The following is a 21897-nucleotide window of genomic DNA, read 5'->3' as shown; positions in this document are numbered from 1 at the left end:
ACATGGCAGGGAAAGGCGGCACACTTTCCACCAGCAGGGGCTATCAGACACGCATGGCAGAAGACGCTTCCATAACCGCCCTGATGGACAGGGTGGCCCGCACCGCACCCTTTCACCGGGAACTCGCGAAACTGGGCACGGAGGAACAGGCGGTTTTCGACCATACCTCCCTGCCCGGGGTTCCGTTCGTGGCGGCCCTGTGCATCAGGACCATTCCGGACACCGCCCGGGCCTGGGTGATCGCGCCCCATCTGCGCGCGCAGGAATCCCTTGCCGCGCAACTGGAAACATGGGGAGTGCGCAACATCCTCTTCGTCCCGGAAAAAGAGGTGGCCCTGGGGGAGGAAGTGGGAGACCCGGAGCTTGCCGCGGAACGGCTGAACGTCCTTCACCGCATCGCTTCCGGCCATGTGGGCAGGCAAACCGTCGTTCTGACGGAAGGCAGCCTGAATGACGAGGTTCCCTCCCCCGACGGCATGCAGAACCAGGGAATGACCCTGAAAACGGGAGAAACGCACGCCCCTGACGATTTGATACGGCTGTTTGAGGAGGAGGGGTTCGAGGGCGTTCCTCAGGTCATTTCCCGCGGGCAGTGGTCCCGCCGCGGCGGCATTCTGGACGTTTTCCCGCTCCAGTCCTCCCATCCCGTACGCCTGGAGTTTTTTGACGACGAGATTGAATCCATCCGGGAATTTGACGTGGACTCCCAGATTTCCTTCCGGAAGACGGAGCACGTCAACCTCGTCCTGACGGAAGCGGCAGGCGTGGAAACCCTGCGGGCCTGGATCAAGCCGGGCGACCTGGTCATTACGGCCCCTTTCTGCAAGGAACGGGGGAACGTGTGCATCCTCACCGCACCGCCGGAGAACGCGGAGGGGGAGGAGGACTTCTCCCTGGCCATCCATGACAATCCCCTGGGCAGCTTTGACGCCGGGGACTTCGTGATGCAGGAGATCCGGCGGGAGCTGGCGGAACGCCAGATCCGAGAATGGCTGGACCGGAAATGGAACGTCAGCATGTTTTTTCCCAACGAAGGGGAGGAAGAGCGCTTCCGGGACATCTGCGCCGGAACGCCCGCGCTGCTGTCCATCACCGCCCTGCGCGGGGACCTGCCCGGCGGCTTCAGCATTCCGGGGGCAAAAACGGCCGTTCTCTCCTCCTCGGAGCTGTTCGGCAGGTACCAGTCCGCCACGGCGCGCCGCCGCGCCAGCCGGGAGGACAAGGCCCGCAAGGCCCGCGCGCAGGCCTCCCTGAAGGACATCAACCCCGGAGACCTGGTGGTGCACACCAGCTACGGCATCGGCAAATTCATCAACATTTCCACCTCTCCGGACTCCGGAGACGAGGAAATGAACATCCTTTACCGGGACAATACGATCCTGCACGTCCCCCTCAGCCAGGCGCACCTGGTTTCACGGTACATAGGGCTGGGCAGCAAGACGCCGGAACTCAACAAGCTGGGGGATTCCAAATGGCAGCGCGCCAAAAAGTCCGCGGAACGCTCCGTGGCGGACTACGCCGCCCAGCTCCTCAACGTGCAGGCGGAACGCCAGACCGGAAAGGGCTACAGCCACCCTCCGGACAGCAAATGGATGTGGGAGTTTGAAAGCTCCTTCCCCTTCCGGGAGACCCAGGACCAGCTCCGCGCCATCGCCCAGACGAAGGCGGACATGGAAGCCACCCGCCCCATGGACCGCCTGATCTGCGGAGACGTGGGCTTCGGCAAGACGGAGGTGGCCATCCGCGCCGCCTTCAAATGCGTGACGGGAGGCCGCCAGGTGGCCGTGCTGGTGCCCACCACCGTGCTTGCGGAACAGCACTTCCGCACCTTCAAAGAGCGCATGAGCGAATACCCCGTGCGGATTGAAATGCTCAGCCGCTTCAGCAGCGCGGCGGACGTCCGCTCTACGCTGGAAGGGCTTAAGTCCGGGGCCGTGGACATCGTCATCGGCACGCACCGCCTCATCTCCGAGGACGTGTCCATTAAAAACCTGGGCCTCGTGGTGATTGACGAGGAACAGCGCTTCGGCGTCAGGCACAAGGAGAAATTCAAGGAACGCTTCAAAGGCATCGACGTGCTCACGCTGTCCGCCACGCCCATTCCCCGCACCCTGTACATTGCGCTGATGGGAGCGAGGGACATGAGCTCCATTGAAACGCCGCCCGTCAACCGGCAGCCCGTGCAGACGAGCGTATGCCCTTATGACGAACGCATCATGAAGAAGGCCATGGAGCGCGAACTGGAACGCGGCGGCCAGATTTTCCTGCTGCACAACCGCGTCAAAACCATCGAACTGTTCCGGGACCGCATCCAGGCCCTGGTGCCCAAGGCCCGCATCGTCATCGGCCACGGACAGATGCCCAAGGACGAGCTGGAGAAGGTCATGCGCACCTTCGTGCAGGGGAAGGCGGACATCCTGCTGGCAACCACCATCATCGAATCCGGCATCGACATCCCGAACGCCAACACCATCATCATTGACCGCGCGGACCGCTTCGGCCTGGCGGACCTCTACCAGCTCCGCGGCCGCGTGGGCCGCGCGGGGCACCGGGCCTACGCCTACCTCATGCTCCCCAGGTCCGCCGCCACCACGGGAGACGCCCGCAAGCGCGTCTCCGCCATCAAGCAGTACACGGAGCTGGGTTCCGGCTTCAAGATAGCCATGAGGGACCTGGAAATACGCGGCGCGGGCAACCTGCTGGGCACCCAGCAGAGCGGCCACATTGCCGCCATCGGCTTTGACCTGTACTGCCAGCTTCTCCAGCAGTCCATCGCCCACATGCAGGGCAGGCACACGGCCCCCCGGCCGGACGCGGCCCTGAGAACGGATTTCATCGTGAACAGCGAGACGCAGTTCGCCGCCAAATCCCGCAAGGATTATCTGGGCGCCTTCCTGCCCCGGGATTACATCAGCGACGCAGCCCTGCGCATTTCCGCGTACAAGGACCTGGCGGCAGTCCGCACCCTGAAGGAGGCGGACGCCCTGCTCCGCGCGTGGGAAGACCGCTTCGGCCCTGCACCGGAAACGGTGCATCACCTGCTGGATTCCCACAAAATCAAGATACTGGCCTCCAAAGCAAACATCTCCATGGTGGAAATCAGCGGACAGCGCCTGATGCTCACCAGGAACGGGGATTTTATCCTGCTGTCCAACAAATTTCCGCGGCTGGCAGGCGTCTCTCCCGCAGACAAGCTACGGGAAGCGCTGGAAATGCTGAAGAACATCTAAACCGCGCCACAGCCTTCCCGGCCGGGCCATCCAGCGGAAACAGGAAGGCCCCGGCGCCGGGGCCTTCCGCCCCGAACGGCTTCCGATAACGGACGGAAACCGCATGCCGCGTTCTCTCCTTTCCCGTGGTAAAATCCTTCCATCAAATTCGCAGCTCTTCCGCGCCGGAAAACTCCTTCTTCCTCATCATTTCCATGATGCCGGACGTATTGGCCGGAGCCATGATGACCTCTATCGACCATTCGGAACTGTCCATTTCCTTTGCGTAATCCTCCATGTTTATGGAGACCTCCAGGACGGGAGACTCCCGGGTAAGGGCCGTACGGAAAGAACGGGACATGACCTCCTGCCCGTTCCGCAACAGAATCACCTTGTCAATAAGGATACTTCCCCCTTCCACGGAGGTCCGTACCAGCCGCAGTCCTGAAAACTGGCTCATCTTCCTGCCGGGAATGGAGCAGCGCATCCTCGTATAGGTTTCCTCCTTCTGCCCCAGAAGCTCCCAATGGGATAAAATGGGGGCCGACAAGGTAAGCCGCGACAGGTCGTAACCGGAACCGGCCAACAGCCTGGACAGGCGCGCGACCATCTCCGCGGAATATTCCACCCCCCACCCCTGGGAATACAAGACACCCAGCATATACAGCACGGAAGGATCCTGCGCGGCAAAGGACATCAGAAGGAAATCAACCGCCTGAGAATAGTTCTGGGACAGGCTGACCGGGCACTGAAGCATATCCGGGAAAAATTCCTTGCCCCCCACAAGAAGAAACGCCAGATCCCTCTGCGCCACAATAAAGCCCCCCATGGCCGCCTTATAAAGCCAGGCGCCTCCTTCCTCTCCGTATCTCCCATCCCGTTCAAAGATGAGACGGGCTATTTTATACTGGGCGGCGGGATACCCCGCCTTGGCGAACTTCCGCACCTGCGTCTTCTCCTGTTCCGTCAGCACGATGGAATCAATTTCCGTACGGTTCCTTTTCCGGGAGGCGATGAGCATTTCCCGGATCCTGCCGTTTTCCGGCCTGTTCAGCGAATCTCTCACCTCGGAGTCATACATCGCGCAAATGAATTTAAAATGGGGCCTCACGGTTTTCCCGCTCTCCAGCGTCGTAACCTGGGAAGAAACAACCTTCAGCGGATGAGGAACATTATCCTTGGTTTCAAAACTGAACCTGTAAGGCGCATCCACATTCAGCGCCGGAAGATCCACAAAGCGGAACCCGGTGAGCACAGGACTCTCGATCAAGGTGAAGGAAAAACCGTTGAGAGACCGGGAAACCAGCTTTCCCTCCTCATCACGTATGGTCAAATACAGGGGCGGGCACATCTTGTCTTCCTGAAGCACTCTCAAATGGACACACGCAAGGGAAAAGCGGTCGGGAAGCAGGGATGGAAGAGCATGGCGCGACAAAGACGGACTATCCAGCCTGACGTCAAAACGTTCCACGGGACTCAGCAAGGAAACGCCCCTGGATTCTGAAATAATCTGGGGAATGGGGGTGGACATTACACTGGGAAAGCGAAGCCCTAAAGCATCGTCCTCCTCCGGGCCGCCTCCCCAGTCATAAACAAAATAGCCGAGGGTTGCGCCAATCACGCCCGCAACAACGAAGAGCCCCAGCACCTTCCTCCATCCGGCCCCCCACTTTTCCTGCCCTTCCGACATGATGCGGGAAGAAGACAAGGCAAACAGATTGAAAAAACGCTTACGGGCGGACTTGAACTCCTCACTGGAGAACTTAATGGTTGAGAGCGCCCCTCCTTCCACTCCCAGATCCTTCATCCACTCTTCCGCGGAGTTATAACGATCTTCCACCCGAGGAGAAAGGGCCTTGTCTATGGTCCTGAGAAAATTTTTCGAATAATGAGAGGACAAGGGCGCGGACAATGCCAAAGGCTGTATGGTATCGTGGATCAGCCGCTCCTCTCCTCTGGGGGGCGCACCCCCCTTCAGCAGGGAATAGAACGTAGCGCCCAGGGAATAAATGTCGCTCCAGGGTCCCGTGTTTTTCCTGCCGAGAGCCTGTTCCGGAGAAGAAAAGCCATGAGTCGTCAGGACAGTCTGGGTATGGGTGCTCTCCATGTGGCGCGACGCGCCGAAATCCACGAAAACGGGAGTTCCCTCCTGTGTAAGCAATATATTTCCCGGTTTGATGTCCCTGTGGCAGATGCCTTTTTTATGAAGGTAATCCAAAATCTGGAGGATGTGCATCAGCAATCCCTTCAACTTGGCTTCCGAATAACAGTTTCCGGCAAGCAGCTGCTGTTCTCCTAGGTAATCCAGAGGAAGCCCCTGAACATAATCCATGGAAAAATAAGCCGTGCCGTTGCACTCAAAAACGGAAAGAACCCGGACAATACCTGGAGAATCCAGCCTCGCAAGAATGCGGGCTTCATTCAAAAAGTTGGAAAGGGTCCACTTGAAATACTCGGCGTCATGCTCATTATTGGGAACCACGCGCCCCGTAAACGGATCTCTGTAAGCATAGGAAAAAGGAAAATTCTCTTTTAAAACCACTTTCCTCTTCAGCATCAAGTCCCGGACCAGATAGGTAATGCCGAATCCGCCGCTTCCCAGCACCTTCAATATTTTATAATGCTCCAACGTCGCTCCGTCCGGGAGTTCTTTGGAATAAACGGAAAACTCGTTCCAGGAAGAGGGAGGGGTCAATTTGGATCCATGCACGGAAACATTATTCAAATGAGCATCTTTTCCCGGAACTGCCGCATGGTGAAAATCGGGAACACTATTTGAGCCGCAACTCTCCATCCTAATATCTGATCAGGAAATTACTTTTATCTTTTCCACCTAATTTGTAAAGATTATTCTTTTGCCGCTCACCGGGTTGGTTATTTCTCCATAACCTCTTGCACGGGAAACAAGACATCCGCCATTTTTCATCTTCATGAACAGCTCACGGCTTCCACGGATTTAACGGAGAACCACCCGGCCTTCACGCAGGGAGGGCCTTTTCCCCCATTCCGGAAAGTAGATGCGCTGGCTGCCGCCCTTCCAAAACATACTTTTGCAATAAACGGGCCAAGATGGACGTATTCTGACAAAGATATGATTGTAAAATCTCTCATTATTTTCAGCAATATGGCAGGATGCCTCCTGCCCGGTTCCGGACAGGCGGGAGAATTGCATGCCTCTCTGCAATCCCCGGACGGCCGTCTGTCCTGGATGCTCCACGCGGATAACCGGGCCGCCCATTCCCTGAAAAAGGGAAACAGGACGGTTCTGGAGCCCTCCGGCCTGGGCATCGTGGTGAACGGCAAGGACCTTGCCGGAGGCATTACGGGATGGAGCGTGAAAAAAGTGAAGGACAACATCCACGACACCTTTGAAACGCGCGGCAAATACCCCTCCGCTTCCGTCCATTTCAACGAATACGTGGTTTCCGGGGATAATTCCGGCCTCCGCCTCCGCGCCCGCGTTTTCAACAACGGAGTCGCCTTCCGCTACGAGTGGACGGAAGACATGCAAAAAGCGCCCGTGCTGAACATCGGGGAAGAAAAAACGTCGTTCGCCTTCCCGGAAAAAGCCGTCCTGTGGACCCAGGACTCCGCTTCCGCACTGGGTCCCTGCGAGGGAGTCTGGTCTCCTTCCAGAATAGCCGATTTCAAGAAAGACCCCGGCAATCCCCGCAGCCATGTCCGCACCATGCCGGTTGCGGCGGAACTGCCGGGCGGAGGCTTCGCCCTCATCCAGGAAGCCGCCAATTTCAACAGGCAGTGGAGCGGCATTAAATTCTCCCTTCAGGACGGCGCATGCAGGACGGTATATTTCCAGGACCCGGAAGGCTTTTCCGCCCCCTCTTCCGCAGAGATGCCCTGGCGGGTCATCCTGGTGAACGACGACCTGAACGGCCTGGTCCGGAACGACGTCATCCCTTCCCTGGCTCCGGAACCGGACAGGAACCTTTTTCCTGAAGGAGCCAAAACGCCCTGGATCAAGCCGGGCCGCTCCACCTGGACCTGGTGGGACCGCGGAAACGTCCGTGAAGAGGACCAGTACGCCTTTGTCGACATGGCCTCCGAATTCGGCTGGGAATACCACCTCGTTGACGAAGGATGGAAGAAATGGGGCAAAACCGTGCCGGAAAGCATGGACAAGGTGGCTCAACTGGCCAGCTACGCCGCCGGCAAACAAGTAGGCATCTGGGTATGGGTGCGCTGGTCAGACGTCAACAACCCCGCCAACGACTGGGAAAGCATGCGCAGCTTTTTCAGCAGCCTTGCCAAAACGGGCATCAAGGGAATCAAGATAGATTTCATGGATTCCGCCTCCCGGGAACGCCTGGCCTTTTATGACGCCGTCGCGGAAAACCTGGCTAAAAACAAGCTCATGGTCAACTTTCACGGCGCCAATACCCCCACGGGGGAAGAACGCTCCTGGCCGCATGAAATGAGCCGGGAAGGCATCTACGGCGGGGAACAGAACATCTGGGCCGCCATCGGCGGACGGCACTACTGCGCACTGCCCTTCACCCGGCTGGTCTCCGGCCACGCCGATTTCACTGGCGGCTACTTCGGCCACGGGCCCAAGCTGCGCGGCTCTTCCTGGCCCCTCCAGATGGCGGCCAATATCATTTATACGTCCCCAGTCCTCCACTGGGTATCCAACCCCGCAGACATGGAAGCCGCCTTCCCGAAAGGCTCCCCGGAACGGGAAGCCGTCCGGAACATTCCCTCCGTATGGGATGAGACCATCGTCCTGCCGCCGTCCGCCATCGGGGAATGCGCCGCCTTTGCCCGGCGTTCCGGGGACCAGTGGTACATTGCCCTGATGAACGGGGACGGACGGGAACGCACCGTTTCCATTCCCCTGGACTTCCTGAACAGGAACACCGCGTACCGGGCCACCATCCTCCGCGACCTGCCGGAAAAGAACGACGGCTGGAAGGTGGAAAACCGGGAACTCCATTCCGGGAGCACCCTTTCCTTCACCATGCGCGTCAAGGGGGGCGGCATTGCCCGCCTGGTCCCCGCCGGAAAGTAGCGTTCCCTTCCGTCTGCTCAACGGGAGTTCATCAGGAAAGGGGAAGAGGCTATTTTCCTCTTCTCCCTTTCCATTTGAAGCGGCCTTTCCGGAAAGGGAGAATTCCCATCATTTACGGCCTCCGGCAGTCACCAACTTCATTACCCGCGGAAAGACCGGAAAAGACGGCAAAAGGGTCAGTCCTGGCCAGCCTTCTCCATGGTGCTCCACGCCGGGAGCCACTGCACGTCCCGGAGGCGGTAGCCGCGTTCCAGAAGAGCTCCGTGCAGGCCGGGAAGATGGGCCGCGCCATAAAAAATGCCTATCCTGCGAACGCCCTTGCCGCGCCATTGGTCAAATACTTCCATGCACTTGGAATTCCGGCCTTCCAGAATCACGGTATCCTCCAAATCATTCGGAGCATGGGCAAAAATGCGCATCAGTTCATTCTTCAGTCCCGCCTTGTTCCCGGCAAGCAAATCCACCATCATGCCGAATTCATTCGGCTGGTACGCCCCGGGCTTCTCCACCAGGGAGGACAGCATGGATTTAAGCATCAGGCTGGCGAAGTTTTCTCCCTTACTGGCCTGCGCCTGCCGGAATTCCGCCAGCGTCATGTCCGCATGGATAAAATGGGGCGCGGAATAATCAATGCCCTGATGCTGGGTTTGAAGGCCCAGCGCGGCGCTCAATTCCCGGTACGCGCTTCCCAGCAGCCCCAGCAAAAAAGACTTTTCCTCAAGGGCGGCTCTCTTCCTCCACTCCACCATCCGGTTCCATTCCCGCGCCTCCTCCAGCGTCAGCCCTCCCATAGGCTTATTGCGGTCTATTTTACGGCGGAGCTCCTCCTCCCTCCGAAGCCCCTCCCCGCCGATCATTTCAAACAGCAGCACGTCATAACTGCCGAACAGCTTGTTCAGCCGGGCATAATAATCAGCCTCCGCCACATGAATGGCCCCGATAAGCGCCACTTCCGCGCCTTCGTCATTCACATACGCGGCCACGGGCGTAGACAGGCTCTGGCTGTTGCGGGACGAGGATTCCAGAAGCATGTACCGGGCCGGATACCCCCCATGCTCCTTCTTCCCCGCAACGGAGGCGTCCGCCGCAAGCGCGGGAGAGCACAACAGGAACACGGCCAGGAAGCTGCGCAGCATTTTCATACATGTCCAGCCTAGCGCGGGCCACACCCAGAGCAAGCTCAAAAAAGGACTGTGCCGCCTTTCCCTGCATCCCCCTCTCCGGAACCGGCAGCCACCGGAGCACGAACGGGTTTCCCTTAAACCACGGGAGCCGGCAAACTTCCGCAGTTTGCGCCGCGTCAGCAGGGAGCAAAAAAATCCCCGCACCCGGAGACGGGCACGGGGAATGAAAAGGTTCATTCAAGGCACCATGCGGAAAACGATCCGCCGGCCGTGAACGGTTACTTCTGGCAGCAGCAGCCGCACTTGTCGGTCAGGGCTCCCACGCCGGGAAGCACCTTGCCTTCCAGCAGTTCCAGGGAAGCGCCGCCGCCCGTAGAGCAGAAGGAAAGCTTGTCCTGGACCTTGAACTTCTTGGCCGCCGTCACGGAATCGCCGCCGCCCACGATGGAGATGGCGGAGGAATCCGCCAGGGCTTCCGCAATTTCCTTGGTGCCCTTGGCAAAGCAGTCCATTTCAAACACGCCCATCGGGCCGTTCCACAGAACGGTCTTGGCGTCCTTGATGATGGCGGAGAATTCTTCAATAGCCTTGTCGCCAATGTCGATGGCCATGCCGCCTTCCGGCACCTTGCCGCCTTCCGCGAAGGGAGCCGTGCAGAAGGTTTCAGCGCCGTCTTCAAACTTCATGGCTACACGCACGTCCGCAGGAAGCAGGAATTTCACGCCCTTGGCCTTGGCTTCCGCCAGGATTTCACGGGCCAGGTCCAGCTTGTCGCCTTCAATCTTGGAAGCGCCCAGGTCATACCCTTCAGCCGCCAGGAACGTGTTGGCCATGGCGCCCCCGATCAGGAACGTATCAGCCTTTTCCATCAGCTTGGAAAGCACTTCAATCTTGTCGGACACCTTGGCGCCGCCCATGATTACCACGAAGGGCTTTTCCGGGTTTTCCAGCTTGCCTTCCAGGTATTCCAGTTCGCGTTCGATCAGGAAGCCCATGGCGCTCTTTTCCGCAAAATGCGTCACCCCTTCCGTGGAAGCGTGGGCGCGGTGGGCGGTGCCGAACGCGTCGTTCACGAACAGCGTGGCATTGCCCAGAAGAGCCTTGGCAAATTCCGGATCGTTCTTCTTTTCACCGGGATAGAAGCGGACGTTTTCCAGCAGGACCACGTCGCCGTCCTTCATGGCGGCGCGGGCGGCTTCCGATTCCGGGCCGATGGCGGCGGGAACGAATTTCACTTCCTTGCCGAGCAGTTCGGAAAGGCGGGCGGCAACGGGCTTCAGGGAAAAAGCGGGATCGGGTTCGTTCTTGGGACGGCCCAGATGGGAGGTGAGGACAAGGCGGGCGCCCTGGTCCAGCAGGAACTTGATGGTGGGGAGGGCGGCCACGATGCGGGCGTCATTGGTAATTTCCCCATCCTTGAGGGGGACGTTGAAATCCACGCGCATCAGGACTTCCTTTCCCTTGGCATCAAGGTCACGTACAGTAAGTTTAGCCATATCGGTTTATATTGTTTGGTTCAATGGAATAAAAAAGGGAGGGCATTTCTGCCCTCCCGGATAAATCCCCGGCCGCCTGGACAAACCCGGTTCAGGAACCGGAAGGTTGAAGCAGGCAACCGGCAAGACTTGTCGTGCAACTGAAGAGCAAGCGTTGTTCAGAAGAACTTACTTGCCGCAGGAGCAGCCGCAGCTCACGCTGTCGCCCAGCTTCTTCATGGCTTCAGCGGCGCGGTTGGAGTAGCCCCATTCGTTGTCGTACCAGCCGCAGACCTTCACCAGGTTGCCGCCGACCACATACGTAAAGCCGGAGTCAAAGATGCAGGAGTGGGGGTCGGAAACGATGTCCTGGAGAACGAGGGCTTCTTCAGAGTAATCCAGAATGCCCTTCAGCGGGCCTTCAGCGGCTTCCTTCATGGCGGCGTTCACTTCTTCCACGGTCACGTTCTTCTTGAGAACGGCCACGAAGTCGGTCAGGGAACCGGTCGGGGTCGGCACGCGGAAGGAAGCGCCGTTCAGGGAGCCCTTCAGGTTCGGCATCACTTCGCCGATGGCCTTGGCGGCGCCGGTGGTCGTCGGGATGATGTTGATCGCGGCGGCGCGGGCGCGGCGGGGATCGGAGTGGGGAAGGTCCAGGATGCGCTGGTCGTTCGTGTAGGAGTGAATCGTGCTCATCATGCCCTTTTCAATGCCGAACTTGTCGTCCAGCACCTTCACCATGGGAGCGAGGCAGTTGGTGGTGCAGGAAGCGTTGGAAACGATGTCGTGCTTGGCGGGATCGTATTCGCTGTCGTTGATGCCCAGAACGAAGGTCAGGTCAGGATCCGGGGAGGGAGCGGAAATGAGCACCTTCTTGGCGCCGGCTTCAAGGTGCTTCTTGGCGGCGTCACGCTTGGTGAACAGGCCGGTGGATTCCAGAACGACGTCTACGCCCAGCTTCTTCCAGGGAAGGTTGGCGGGGTCGCGTTCCACGGTGATGAGGATCTTGTGACCGTCAACGACCAGATATTCTCCATCAATGGAAATTTCACCGTCAAACTTGCCCTGCGTGGAGTCATACTTGAGCAGGTGGGCGATCATTTCAATGGGGGTCAGGTCATTGATGGCAACAACCTTGTTGCGTTCTTCCTTGGACATGGCGCGCAGTACGTTGCGACCAATACGTCCAAAACCGTTAATAGCATATTTGGCCATAAGATTGAGGGCTTCAGATTTGATTAATTACTAGTCCCGGACTTATTTAAGTACCATGGACGCCGTAAGTTTAAAAACGATTCAACCAGCCGTCAACACTATTGTTCCCCCATCATGGCAGTATGCTCCCGCGCCTGCGCGGACCGCGGGAAGCCCTGCCCGCGGGCATGCTCCCGCATGGAAGTCAAATGCTTGCGGAGCCGGTCCCCGGGTGGGGGAGACGGTCAGTTCATGGAGCGCAGGGCGGCGCGGATCAGTTCGTCCGCATCCGCGTCCGGATGGTCTTTCAGGTGGGCGGCGATCGCCTTGCGGGACTCCACCTGCTTGAACCCGAGCGCAATCAACGCCAGCTCCGCATCCCCCGCTGCCTGGGAGGTGGCGCCCTGCGCCTGGGCCTCCCACGTAGCGGCCAGTCCCACCTTGTCCTTCAGCTCCAGGACAATGCGTTCCGCCGTCTTCTTGCCCACGCCCTTGGCCCGCGCAATGCCGGAAACGTCCCCGCTCACCACCGCCTGCTTGAACTGCTCCACGGACAGGGAACCAAGAATGGCGATGGCCGTGGCAGGGCCGATGCCTGAAACGCGGTCGATCAGCAGCAGGAAAATGTCCCGCTCCGCATCCGTGGCAAAGCCGTAGAGCACCTGCATGTTCTCCCGGACATGCAGGTAGGTTTTCAGCGTCAGCTCCCTGCCGGGAAGAGGGTTCAGCCTGTCAAAGGTGGAGAGGGGCACAATCACCTCATACCCCACGCCATGAACATCCAGAATCAACCGCTGGGGATATGATTCCGCCACCGTGCCGCGCAGAAAAGCTATCATGCCCATAACGTGACACAATCCGGCCCGCGCTCAAGCCAAAAACGCATCTGCGGAAACCGGCCCCATCATCTTTTCTGGAGCACGTGCAGCCTGATATGCTCCAGGTCCTCCCGGTGATAAAAACAGCGCACCCGGAGGCCGCGGGCGGTCTTCATCCGGCACCGGTATTCGCGCAGCAGCCCCTTTTTCACGAGCCTGTAAATGTAGCTGCGCACCACCCCCAGCATATCGATAGCCTCGGCCATGTCCATGTAGCACGGTGGCACGCGGCGGCGTACAGGCTCCCGCCGGGCGAGAATCCGGTCCACATCCGCACGCCGCCAGTACAGGGCCAGGGAACCCGTACCCTTGCGGACCACGCGGAAGCGGGCTCCGTGACGGTGCAGGTACTGGCGGGCGGCGGACGCGCTGCAGCAGAGCCGCGAGGCGATGGAGGACGTTTCCACGAACGCGCTGCCCGCTTCCGCATAAGGCTGGCCGGATTTGGGATTCGTTCCCCGACGGCGGATTTTCACATGTTCCGGGAAGCTCAGCTTGGGATTGTTAATGTACTCCCGTCCTCCTACTCCGATGAATGTTTTCTTAAAATGGTATATCATGGTTAATGAGTTTTTACATTGGGATTGCGAAGCTCCATGCAGACATTCCGCACGAAACTCTAACATTTTTGGAAGATTCCAAAAATGCATTGAGTCCAAGAATGTTCAACATTTTTCTTTGTTTTTCTGTTTTTTACATTCATACTGAACTCATTTCATCACAATATATGCCCGGAGGCCGTATCAGCCAATCACGGGAAAAGGGCCTACGCCCCCGGCGGAAACAGCATGTTCCTCAACTCTTTCCGCCCCGCAGGCCTTCCGTTCCGGTGAATACAGAGGTTCACGGGCACAGGGAAAAAACCCCTTCCACCAGCGTTTTTACTGGCGCCGTACGGTTCAAGGGAAAACTTTTTTCCCGCTATGATTCTACCATACGGTTCCACGCATGCACGGCCCATTTCCAGAAAAGGGCCTGGGAAATTTCATGACAGGCCTTCCGCGTTCCATTCTCCCACCGGCCTGTTCCCATCCCGGACGCCGGCCCACGTGTTTTTTCCGGCATTCCATGGATTTTCCGGGAACCGGGGCAATAAAAAACCCGGCTTCCCTATGGAAAGCCGGGCGTGAAAAAAGAATGTTTCAGGGCAGGAGCTTCGCGGGCCGCCCTTCAAAAATCCCGCGCTGGGGAACGAAGATGCGGTCATTGGGCTGAATGGGAATCGCCCTGTCCTTGATGGAGAAGTAATCGTACGTCACGGTTTTTCCGCCGCGCGTCACCTGCACGTACCGGGAACCCCAGTCCGTAATGTCGCCCGCGCCCACAATCGCTTCCAGAAGCGTCATGCCGCGCCGCCACAGGACGTTTTTCTTCATGGCTACGCCGCCGCTCACCAGCACAATGTGCTCCGTCAGCCGCGCGTCCGAACTCTGCACCTTCACCAGAAAGGTGGGGGCCGTGTACAATTCCGCCTTCTTATAGGCGGCCATCAGCATATCTTCAATCTGGCGCGCCGTCTTGCCTACCACGCGCAGCACGTCGTGGCCCGGCGGAAGCTGGGGCATGCGTATCGTCCCGTTGCCGTCCAGCAGATACTGGCCGGAAATGGCCGTAGCGTCATCCGCAGGAATGCCGCGCACCTGAATTTCAATGGTGCCCTGCGCAGGCACGGCGTCCGGAGACTGGGCGGACGCCAGCCCCGCCGCACCCAGCAAGAGGCAAAGGAGGGAACAAATGTATTTTTTCATGGAGCAATGGGTTAGTACAGATCTTCACTATCATGGGACTGGGTGGCCGCCAGCTCCTTGGCCTTTCCGGAACGCTCGGCCTTCTTCATGGAAGAGGCGTCCGCATTCTCGCCGGAGGAACCGCCATCCGCAGAATAATAGGAGTAATAAGTCGTGTAATACTGATACTGGTGATCGGACGTGATGTCCACATTATTCATCACCACGCCGGCCAGGTTGCCGCCTACGGATTCAATCACCTGCTTCTGCCTCAGGAGGGCTTTCAGCGGCAGTTTGCGGGGCTGGACGACCATGAGCGTCATATCCACCTCGCTCACGATGACGGCGGAATCACTGACGCCGAGGATGGGCGGGGAGTCCACCAGCACGATGTCAAAGCGCTGCTTCACTTCCTGGAGCAGTTCATTGAATTTGCGGGAATTCAACGCGCCCGACGGGTCGAAGGGCGTGGGGCCCGCAGGCATCACGTACAGGTTTTCAATGGGCGTCTGGAAAATCACTTCCTCCAGCGGGTAGTCTTCCAGCAGATAGGAGGTCAGCCCCACTTCATTGTCCAGTTCATAATACCGGTGAAGCTTGGAGCGGCGCAGGTCGGCGTCAATCATCAGGGTGGCATAGCCGCCCTGGGCGCAGATATAGGCCAAGTTGCACAAGGTGGTGGTCTTCCCTTCCCCGGCACTGCCGGAAACAAAGGTCAGGGAAATTTCCTCCAATCCCTTTTTATTGAATTCTATATTTGTTCGCAGAATACGGTAGGCTTCCGCGTCCGGGCCCATCACATCGGAAGAATGAAGGATCGGCACATTCTTGGGGATAATGCCCAGCACCGGAACCTGCAGGGCCCGTTCCACGTCCTCCATCGTCTTCACGGAGGTGTCCATGAATTCCAGCAGCAGGGCCAGCCCGATGCCCAGAAGCAGCCCGGCCCCGGCGCCCACCGCCAGGTTGATGGTCACGTTCGGCTTGTAGGGAGCGGCAGGATAGGTCGGAAGCTGGTACATTTCAATCGCTTCACGGGGAACGCGCAGACGGGCGATTTCATCCTTGTACCGGGAATCCAGGTCCTTGAGCTGGTCCAGCGCGGCGTCATAATCACGGCTGGCCTGTTCATACATGGGAACCTGCAGGACATGCTTCTGGAGAGCTTCCTCCTTTTGAGCGACGGTCGCCTCCCAGTGCTTCCGGCTTGCGGAAACCATTTCCAGCTTGCTTTTCAGGGAGGAGCGCAGCCCGATCAGCTCCTTGTTCAGCTTCTCTCCCAGAATCCTTTCCGTCTCCAGCAGCGCCAGCATCTTGGGGTGCCTGGCCCCGATGTTCTGGGCTTTCAGGTTTTCCTTCTCCTTGAGCTTGTCGGAAAATTCGGCATAGGTTTCACGCAGGGCCTTGGCTCCTACGGATTCCGCATTCAGCAGGTCGGAACTGATGACGTAATCCAGCAGCTTGTCGTCAGGCAGACGCTTCAGTTCCTGCACGTAGGAAGCCAGTTCCTTTTCATCCTTTTCAAACTGCATGGCCTGGGATTTGGCGTTCCGGAAGTCTTCCTCTTCCATGCCGGCCGTCAGAGTGCTCCGGTTTTCACCGTTTCTCCAGGTAGTGGGAAGGTAGGAGCTTTCCGCAATCAGCTTCTTGAGGGACATCATCTTTTCATTGACGGTATCCTCCTGTTCCCGGAGAACGTCCTTCAAACTTTTGATGGCGGTTTCCACCAGGCGGTTTTCACGCATTTCACGGTCCTGCTTGTAAGCCTCGGGAACCGTCTTGGCGATGTTCTGCACCAGTTTGGGATCCGGGCCGGAGACAATGACGTCCACCAGGTCCGTCGCACGCACGGGAGCTACCTTGATCATGCCGGCCAGATTGGATGCCGCCATTTCATCCGTCATGCCCCATTCCGCGGCAAGATTCAGCTTCCTGGACACCACCTTCAGAACTTCAGTGGAAGTCAGCACGGAATACTGCATGGGAATGTAGTTAGCCGTCACGTTGGAGGAGGCGACCACGTCCCCCCCCTGGCCGATTTCCATTACGGGCTTGGGCAGCTTGATCTGGAACTGGCTCGTCGCCCGGTAGGAGGGCGGCATCAGGAAAGTCACTACCACGGAAATGACCAGCACCAGAAGGAAGACCAGGAAGACTTCCTTCCAGCGATTTTTTAAAACTTGCAAATAGTCAATGTTGCGTACGATGCGATCACTGTTCTGCTGATCCTGGGCATTCATGAAAGATAGTGAGGTAGTAAGATAAAAACTCCTCTAATTGTGAATGAACATTCGCAATTAGAGGAGTAAGGACATTAATGGTCAGTCAAGACTTAGAAGCTGTAATTCACGCCGAAGGAGAACACGTTGCGGTTGTAGGAGGGCATCGGGTAGTTATAGCCGCCGTAGGAACCGTTGGTGTAGGAGTACTGGGCCGTAAGAGCCAGCGCATTAGTCAGCAGCAGCTTGATGCCGGCCGTAGCATTGAAGGTCAGGTCAGACGTATCACTGTTGCTGCCGGAGCTCAGGCGGCTGTACTCGCTGGAAATCAGGTTTACGCCGCAGTTCAGGCTGGCGCGGTGCGTCAGTTTCAGCGTGCTGTTCACGCCGAAGCGCCACGTTTCATTGGAATAGTAACTGGCACCGCTGTAGGGAATGTACGTATTCGTCGCTTCGTTGGAGTAGCGGATGAACGTGCCGATCATGAAGCGGTCGCTCATGCGGTGGTTCAAACCGAATTCTGCGGAAGGATAGGTCCTGGTACCGTAGCTTTCCACATATTTGAACTGGGGACCTACGCGGAGCGTGGCGGACGTATTTTCAGCCACAGCGTATTCAGCGCCGGCCATGACGAAGTTGGAGAATTCGTTGTTGCCGTATTCGCGGTCGCAGTAGGAACCGTTCCAGCTCAGGGAAATAGCCAGGCGTTCCGTCCACTTGTAGCGGTTGGTGAAGTCCATGCCCACATAGTCGCGGTTGTCCGTCTTGGCGGAGTCCTCCTGATAGTTGATCATGGAGAAGTTGGCGCCCAGCGTGGTGGAGTAGCGGGAGGTCCATGCCTTGCTCACGGAGCTGGAGACGTACACGTAAATGTAGTCGCCGTCCCGGCGGGCGTTGGCAATGCCGTTGGAATAGTTGGGTTCCGGCTGCCACGCAAAGGACACGCTACCGTTGTAGCGCAGGGTCTGGTCAAAGCTGTGGGAAAGGTTGGCGGAGAGCGTGGAGTTGGAAAGTGATTCGTTCGTCTCTCCCTCAAGGTCCTTCAGGTAAAAGATACCCCCAAGCTTGGCGGAGAAGGAGTACTGGGTCACGGAATCGTAGTTGGCCAGGGAGGCGCCGATGTCCGTGCTGATGAAAGCGGCTTCCTGCTGGTCATAGTTGGAAGCGTTGACGTTGTCGTCATAACCGCCGGCCAGATTGAATGTCCACTTCAGGGGAAGGGATTCTTCCAGACCGACCGGTCCTGCCAGGGTGTACAGGGACTGCCCGTTGGCATGGACGGCAAGCATGCCGGAAGCCATCAAGGAGAGATAAAAAAGACTCTTCATGCTATTGATAAATGGATCGGGTTAATTTCCGGCAGGATTGGAGATGGGAGCGGGGCTTGTAGCAGAGCCGCCCACGGGAAGACCGCCCGGCAGGACCAGGGCCCCTCCGGATGCTTCTTCACCAGGCCTCACCAGACCGCTGGTCTGAGTGGTCACCCCTTGCAGAGGATTGTCAGGCGTCTGGGCCGCCACGCCCACGGCAATGCCGGGAACGGCATTGGCTACCATGGAGCTGCCCAGAGCTTTCGTAACCGCTTCCGAGATGGGAGAAACGGACGCATACGGGTGGGGCTGCACAGCCACAGCAGAAGCAATCACGTTGCGTACGTTGGCTTCCGTTACCTGGGTTCCATAGCTTTTAACGGCGGCGGAAGCAACAGCGGGCGCGCTGCCCGGGAAAGCACCTGCGGCCATGGATACCAGGGAGCCCATCACCTGGTCAGACACGCCGGCCTTGACAGCGGCGTTCAGAATCTCGGTCACGGCTTTCATATCCAGGGCGCCGGCTTTCAAGCTGGCCTGAACAACACCTGCCATTTGATTCATAAAAGCCTTTTCAACAGCAGAGGCTTTAACCTTATTAACAGCCGGAACGGCTGCCGGAGAAGCAGTTTGCTGAGCCACACCGGGGAGGGCGCCCGCAAACGCAAGTGCCAGCGCACTGAGCGCCGTCTTTGTCATGAACCTGGCTTTCATAAAGGAAGTATCTAGCAGGTGAATTTAATGAAAAAATGGAGCGGGTAACGGGAATCGAACCCGTGTGATCAGCTTGGAAGGCTGGAGCTTTACCATTAAGCTATACCCGCACAACAGAGGCATTATGTTCAAGCCTCGGGGGTAAGACAAGTTTTTTTTCATTTCTGTGTTAAAATATCAAAAAAGAAGACACGATTTTTCTGTGGTCTTGACATACCTGCCTTCTGCCGCTAAATAGGCATCCGCATTTCATGCGGGCGTCGTTCAATGGTAGGACGCGAGCTTCCCAAGCTTGAGACGTGGGTTCGATTCCCATCGCCCGTACCACTTTTATACCGCAAGCAATTGTTCCTCAATGCTTGCGGTTTTTCTTTACACTTTAAAAAGACGAGCATTCCGGAGGCTTTCGCTTTCCGGAAAATAAATTTTCCCCATTCCCGCTTCCCGGGTATTCCGGGAGAATTTCCGGATAAGAAAATGCCGCTCCCTCTTCCGCTGCGCCGGAAGCAGCCGCCTCCGGCGCAGCCGTGAATTACAGGCCTTTACCAGCCAAGAACAAATTTCCGCTGAATTTTCGCCAAAAGAAGAACCTTGCGGATCATCGTGCGGGTTTCATTAAGGAGGTTGAGGTAGAGGAGCGCCCGCCGCATGTCGGATACGTCCTCCGCCCGCAGGATGATCTGCTGCTTGACCGCCTCCGCAAATTCCTCATCCAGCGCGTCCATGCCGGCCAGGCATTGGTCCAGCCCGGCATAGTCGTTGCTTTCCATCATTTCCCGGAAACGGGGGTACAGGGAGGAAACGCGGTTGTTCATCCCCCTCAAGTGCTCTATCCTGTCCATGTCCAGCCCTTCATGGTTGTTGTCTATGTAGGCATGGCTGGCCGTGGTGATGTTGGAGAGGGATTCAAAGACGGAGGTGGCGTATTCCACCATCTGCACGTAACGCTTGCCGCGGTCCGCCTCTTCATCCGGAAGTTCCCGGACGACGGGCATGACTTCCATCGCCATCCGGTCGCTCAGGGAGCGGCGGATGCCGCGAGCTTCCTTCCGGAGCTTTTTCAGCCGCTTCCGGTCCTCCACGTTCAGGGCTTCCAGGTTCATTTCATAGATTTCCGCCATGCGTTTCATCAGCTCAATGATTTCTTCATTGTAGCGGGCGGCGCAGGCCGGATCCCGGTAATTGGCCACCTTCGCCAGCGCCGCGGCCTGGGTTCTTTTTTTATGGAGCCTGGAGCTTTTCAGCAGCAGGAAGGCTGCCAGGGCACACATGGCGACAATGCCGAACAGGCCTCCGTAAACGATGCACGCCGCCACCATGCAGCACATGGTGAATGCGGCAAAGGCCGTAAAGAACCACCCGGAAATTACCGTAATCACCCCCGTGATGCGGTACACGGCGCTGTCCCGCCCCCAGGCTTTGTCCGCCAGGGAGGAACCCATCGCCACCATGAACGTCACATACGTGGTGGAAAGAGGAAGCCGGAGGGACGTAGCCAGGGAGATCAGCAGGGCGGCGACCGTCAAATTCACGGAAGCGCGGATCAGGTCAAAGGAGGCCCCGTTATCCGGGCCGTCCGGCACGGGCTGGAAACGTTTTTCAATGAATCTTCCCACGCAGGCGGGCATGATTTTTTCCACCGCGCGGGAGGCGTTCAACGCATAGCGCACGGCCATGCGGGCCGGGGGGACGGAGCCGAACCGCTCCACGCCCCCGCCCTGCCTCGCCAGGTTGACCTCCGTATCCGTGACGGTCTGCGCCTTTTTGGAGAACATGAGGGCCAGCACCATGATGACGCCCGCGCCCAGCAGGTAGCGCCAGTCCGCCGTGACGGGGACCATGAGGCCGCCCATGGTGAGGGTGGAAAGGTCCGCGCCCTGCGCCGCAGCGGCGGACGCTATCTCCATGGAGGACTGCCCCGCCATGAAAACGCCGATGAAGTTGACCAGGTCGTTTCCGGCAAAGGAGAGCGCCAGGGCCATGGTGCCCGCCAGGACGGATATTTTCAGGATGTTGATTTTGCAAATGTTCTGGAGAACGGCCATCAGGACGGTCCAGAATACCAGGCTGCAGCATACGTACAGCCAGATGTGAGCGTCCAGGTGGCGGATCATGTCCTTGGTGACCAGCGTACTGCCTTTCAGCCCCTTGAAGATGGCGAAGTAGGTGATGGCCGTCAGGGCCAAGCCGCACCAGACGGCCCCCAGGTATTTGAATGATTTTTTGTAGTTGAAGGAGAAGATGAGGCGGGAAATCCACATGACCGTTATCCCGCAAATGAAGGCGACGAAGACGGAGGAGAAGATGCCGGAGATGATCGCCAGCGCCTTGGAGGAGTTGATGTAGCTGGACAGTTCCTGCGCTGCGCCCGGCTCTGCGGACCAGATTTTGAACAGGGCAACCGCCACGGCGCCGCCCAGCAGTTCAAAGACGATGGAGACCGTGGTGGAGGTGGGAAGACCGAAGGTGTTGAAGACGTCCAGCAGAATCACGTCCGTCAGCATCACCGCCAGGAATATCAGCATGATGTCATGGAAGGTGAACTGGGCCGGCATGAATACGCCGCTTCTGGCGATTTCCATCATGCCGCTGGAGAACAGGGAGCCGATGATGATGCCCAGGGCGGCCACCAGTATGATCGTCCTGCGCGGCGCGGCCTTGGAACCGACGGCGGAGTTCAGGAAGTTGGCGGCGTCATTGGAGACCCCGACGACGAGGTCAAAGCAGGAGAGCACCAGAATCAGCCCTATGATGAAGTAATAGATTGGGTCCATAAGCGTAATAAACGGCCCTCTATTACAGGAGGCCGCTTCCGCACGCCCGTTTTAAAACGTGAACATTCCGTCACATTGATACAACAATATGATTTTCAATGAAAACCATAGCGCTACACCTGCTTCCCTTGAAATCTTCCGTTTCTTCCGGGTACTTCCGGAGCCTGGTTTTCCTCCGGTTCTCCGGCAGCCACGGCTCATTTTCCTGAAATCCCTTCCCGCGGAGTGGCGGCTGCCGCCTTCCATA

The 21897-nt window shown here is 58.0% G+C and carries 13 protein-coding genes and 2 tRNA genes; 3 read left to right on the top strand and 12 right to left on the bottom strand.

Features of this window, described 5'->3' with window-relative positions; all coding sequences use genetic code 11:
- Nucleotides 1-53: 53 nt before the first annotated feature.
- Nucleotides 54-3230: a transcription-repair coupling factor gene (mfd, locus tag HJW02_RS03225; protein WP_180970972.1), complete on the top strand. Its 3177-nt coding sequence runs from the start codon at nucleotides 54-56 to the stop codon at nucleotides 3228-3230.
- Nucleotides 3231-3372: 142 nt separating this feature from the next.
- Here mfd and HJW02_RS03220 read toward each other — a convergent pair whose 3' ends face one another.
- Nucleotides 3373-5919 (bottom strand): protein kinase, encoded by a 2547-nt coding sequence (locus tag HJW02_RS03220; protein WP_180971825.1) that lies wholly within the window; start codon nucleotides 5917-5919, stop codon nucleotides 3373-3375.
- A 414-nt stretch (nucleotides 5920-6333) separates the two neighbouring features.
- Between HJW02_RS03220 and HJW02_RS03215 the strand changes: the two genes are divergently transcribed.
- Nucleotides 6334-8235, top strand: coding sequence for a glycoside hydrolase family 97 protein (locus tag HJW02_RS03215; RefSeq protein WP_180970974.1), 1902 nt, complete (start codon nucleotides 6334-6336; stop codon nucleotides 8233-8235).
- A 176-nt stretch (nucleotides 8236-8411) separates the two neighbouring features.
- Here HJW02_RS03215 and HJW02_RS03210 read toward each other — a convergent pair whose 3' ends face one another.
- The 10 genes from HJW02_RS03210 to HJW02_RS03165 all read right to left on the bottom strand — a co-directional run bounded on the left by HJW02_RS03210 (nucleotide 8412) and on the right by HJW02_RS03165 (nucleotide 18986).
- Complete coding sequence (locus HJW02_RS03210; protein ID WP_102722425.1) at nucleotides 8412-9377, bottom strand: hypothetical protein; 966 nt, start codon at nucleotides 9375-9377, stop codon at nucleotides 8412-8414.
- Between the two features lie 260 nt (nucleotides 9378-9637).
- Nucleotides 9638-10855 carry a phosphoglycerate kinase gene (locus HJW02_RS03205; RefSeq protein ID WP_102722426.1) on the bottom strand — a complete coding sequence of 406 codons (1218 nt, stop codon included), beginning with the start codon at nucleotides 10853-10855 and terminating at the stop codon, nucleotides 9638-9640.
- Nucleotides 10856-11023: 168 nt separating this feature from the next.
- Nucleotides 11024-12049: a type I glyceraldehyde-3-phosphate dehydrogenase gene (gene gap / locus HJW02_RS03200; protein ID WP_022396231.1), complete on the bottom strand. Its 1026-nt coding sequence runs from the start codon at nucleotides 12047-12049 to the stop codon at nucleotides 11024-11026.
- 224 nt (nucleotides 12050-12273) lie between these two features.
- Complete coding sequence (ruvA, locus tag HJW02_RS03195) at nucleotides 12274-12867, bottom strand: Holliday junction branch migration protein RuvA (RefSeq protein ID WP_102714792.1); 594 nt, start codon at nucleotides 12865-12867, stop codon at nucleotides 12274-12276.
- A gap of 65 nt (nucleotides 12868-12932) precedes the next feature.
- Entirely contained in the window at nucleotides 12933-13466 is a 534-nt protein-coding gene (locus HJW02_RS03190; RefSeq protein ID WP_102722427.1) for a helix-turn-helix domain-containing protein, read from the bottom strand.
- Nucleotides 13467-14048: 582 nt separating this feature from the next.
- Nucleotides 14049-14654, bottom strand: a complete 606-nt coding sequence (locus HJW02_RS03185; protein ID WP_022396234.1) for a polysaccharide export protein — start codon at nucleotides 14652-14654, stop codon at nucleotides 14049-14051.
- 11 nt (nucleotides 14655-14665) lie between these two features.
- On the bottom strand, nucleotides 14666-16873 hold the full coding sequence (locus tag HJW02_RS03180; RefSeq protein WP_208050599.1) for a polysaccharide biosynthesis tyrosine autokinase: 2208 nt from the start codon (nucleotides 16871-16873) through the stop codon (nucleotides 14666-14668).
- A 92-nt stretch (nucleotides 16874-16965) separates the two neighbouring features.
- A complete protein-coding gene (locus HJW02_RS03175; protein ID WP_156340807.1) occupies nucleotides 16966-18180 on the bottom strand; it encodes a hypothetical protein in 1215 nt (404 codons plus the stop codon).
- Between the two features lie 21 nt (nucleotides 18181-18201).
- Nucleotides 18202-18726 (bottom strand): hypothetical protein, encoded by a 525-nt coding sequence (locus tag HJW02_RS03170; protein WP_146019308.1) that lies wholly within the window; start codon nucleotides 18724-18726, stop codon nucleotides 18202-18204.
- A 186-nt stretch (nucleotides 18727-18912) separates the two neighbouring features.
- Nucleotides 18913-18986, bottom strand: a tRNA-Gly gene (locus HJW02_RS03165).
- A gap of 143 nt (nucleotides 18987-19129) precedes the next feature.
- Here HJW02_RS03165 and HJW02_RS03160 point away from each other — a divergent pair.
- Nucleotides 19130-19203: transfer RNA gene (locus HJW02_RS03160), tRNA-Gly, on the top strand.
- A gap of 215 nt (nucleotides 19204-19418) precedes the next feature.
- Here the strand turns inward: HJW02_RS03160 and HJW02_RS03155 are convergent.
- Nucleotides 19419-21650 (bottom strand): inorganic phosphate transporter, encoded by a 2232-nt coding sequence (locus HJW02_RS03155; RefSeq protein ID WP_102722432.1) that lies wholly within the window; start codon nucleotides 21648-21650, stop codon nucleotides 19419-19421.
- Between the last annotated feature and the right edge of the window lie 247 nt (nucleotides 21651-21897).

The organism is Akkermansia sp. GGCC_0220 (assembly GCF_017566105.1).
Lineage (GTDB): Bacteria > Verrucomicrobiota > Verrucomicrobiia > Verrucomicrobiales > Akkermansiaceae > Akkermansia > Akkermansia massiliensis.
The sequence above is the reverse complement of the archived record's forward strand: the minus strand, read 5'-3'. Positions and strand labels throughout refer to the sequence as shown.

Coding starts and splice junctions, on each gene's coding strand:
- ruvA (WP_102714792.1), bottom strand. CDS start 12,867: ATGATAGCTTTTCTGCGCGGCACGGTGGCGGAATCATATCCCCAGCGG.
- gap (WP_022396231.1), bottom strand. CDS start 12,049: ATGGCCAAATATGCTATTAACGGTTTTGGACGTATTGGTCGCAACGTA.
- HJW02_RS03205 (WP_102722426.1), bottom strand. CDS start 10,855: ATGGCTAAACTTACTGTACGTGACCTTGATGCCAAGGGAAAGGAAGTC.
- HJW02_RS03155 (WP_102722432.1), bottom strand. CDS start 21,650: ATGGACCCAATCTATTACTTCATCATAGGGCTGATTCTGGTGCTCTCC.
- HJW02_RS03185 (WP_022396234.1), bottom strand. CDS start 14,654: ATGAAAAAATACATTTGTTCCCTCCTTTGCCTCTTGCTGGGTGCGGCG.
- HJW02_RS03180 (WP_208050599.1), bottom strand. CDS start 16,873: ATGAATGCCCAGGATCAGCAGAACAGTGATCGCATCGTACGCAACATT.
- HJW02_RS03175 (WP_156340807.1), bottom strand. CDS start 18,180: ATGAAGAGTCTTTTTTATCTCTCCTTGATGGCTTCCGGCATGCTTGCC.
- HJW02_RS03215 (WP_180970974.1), top strand. CDS start 6,334: ATGGCAGGATGCCTCCTGCCCGGTTCCGGACAGGCGGGAGAATTGCAT.
- mfd (WP_180970972.1), top strand. CDS start 54: ATGGCAGAAGACGCTTCCATAACCGCCCTGATGGACAGGGTGGCCCGC.
- HJW02_RS03190 (WP_102722427.1), bottom strand. CDS start 13,466: ATGATATACCATTTTAAGAAAACATTCATCGGAGTAGGAGGACGGGAG.
- HJW02_RS03170 (WP_146019308.1), bottom strand. CDS start 18,726: ATGAATCAAATGGCAGGTGTTGTTCAGGCCAGCTTGAAAGCCGGCGCC.
- HJW02_RS03210 (WP_102722425.1), bottom strand. CDS start 9,377: ATGAAAATGCTGCGCAGCTTCCTGGCCGTGTTCCTGTTGTGCTCTCCC.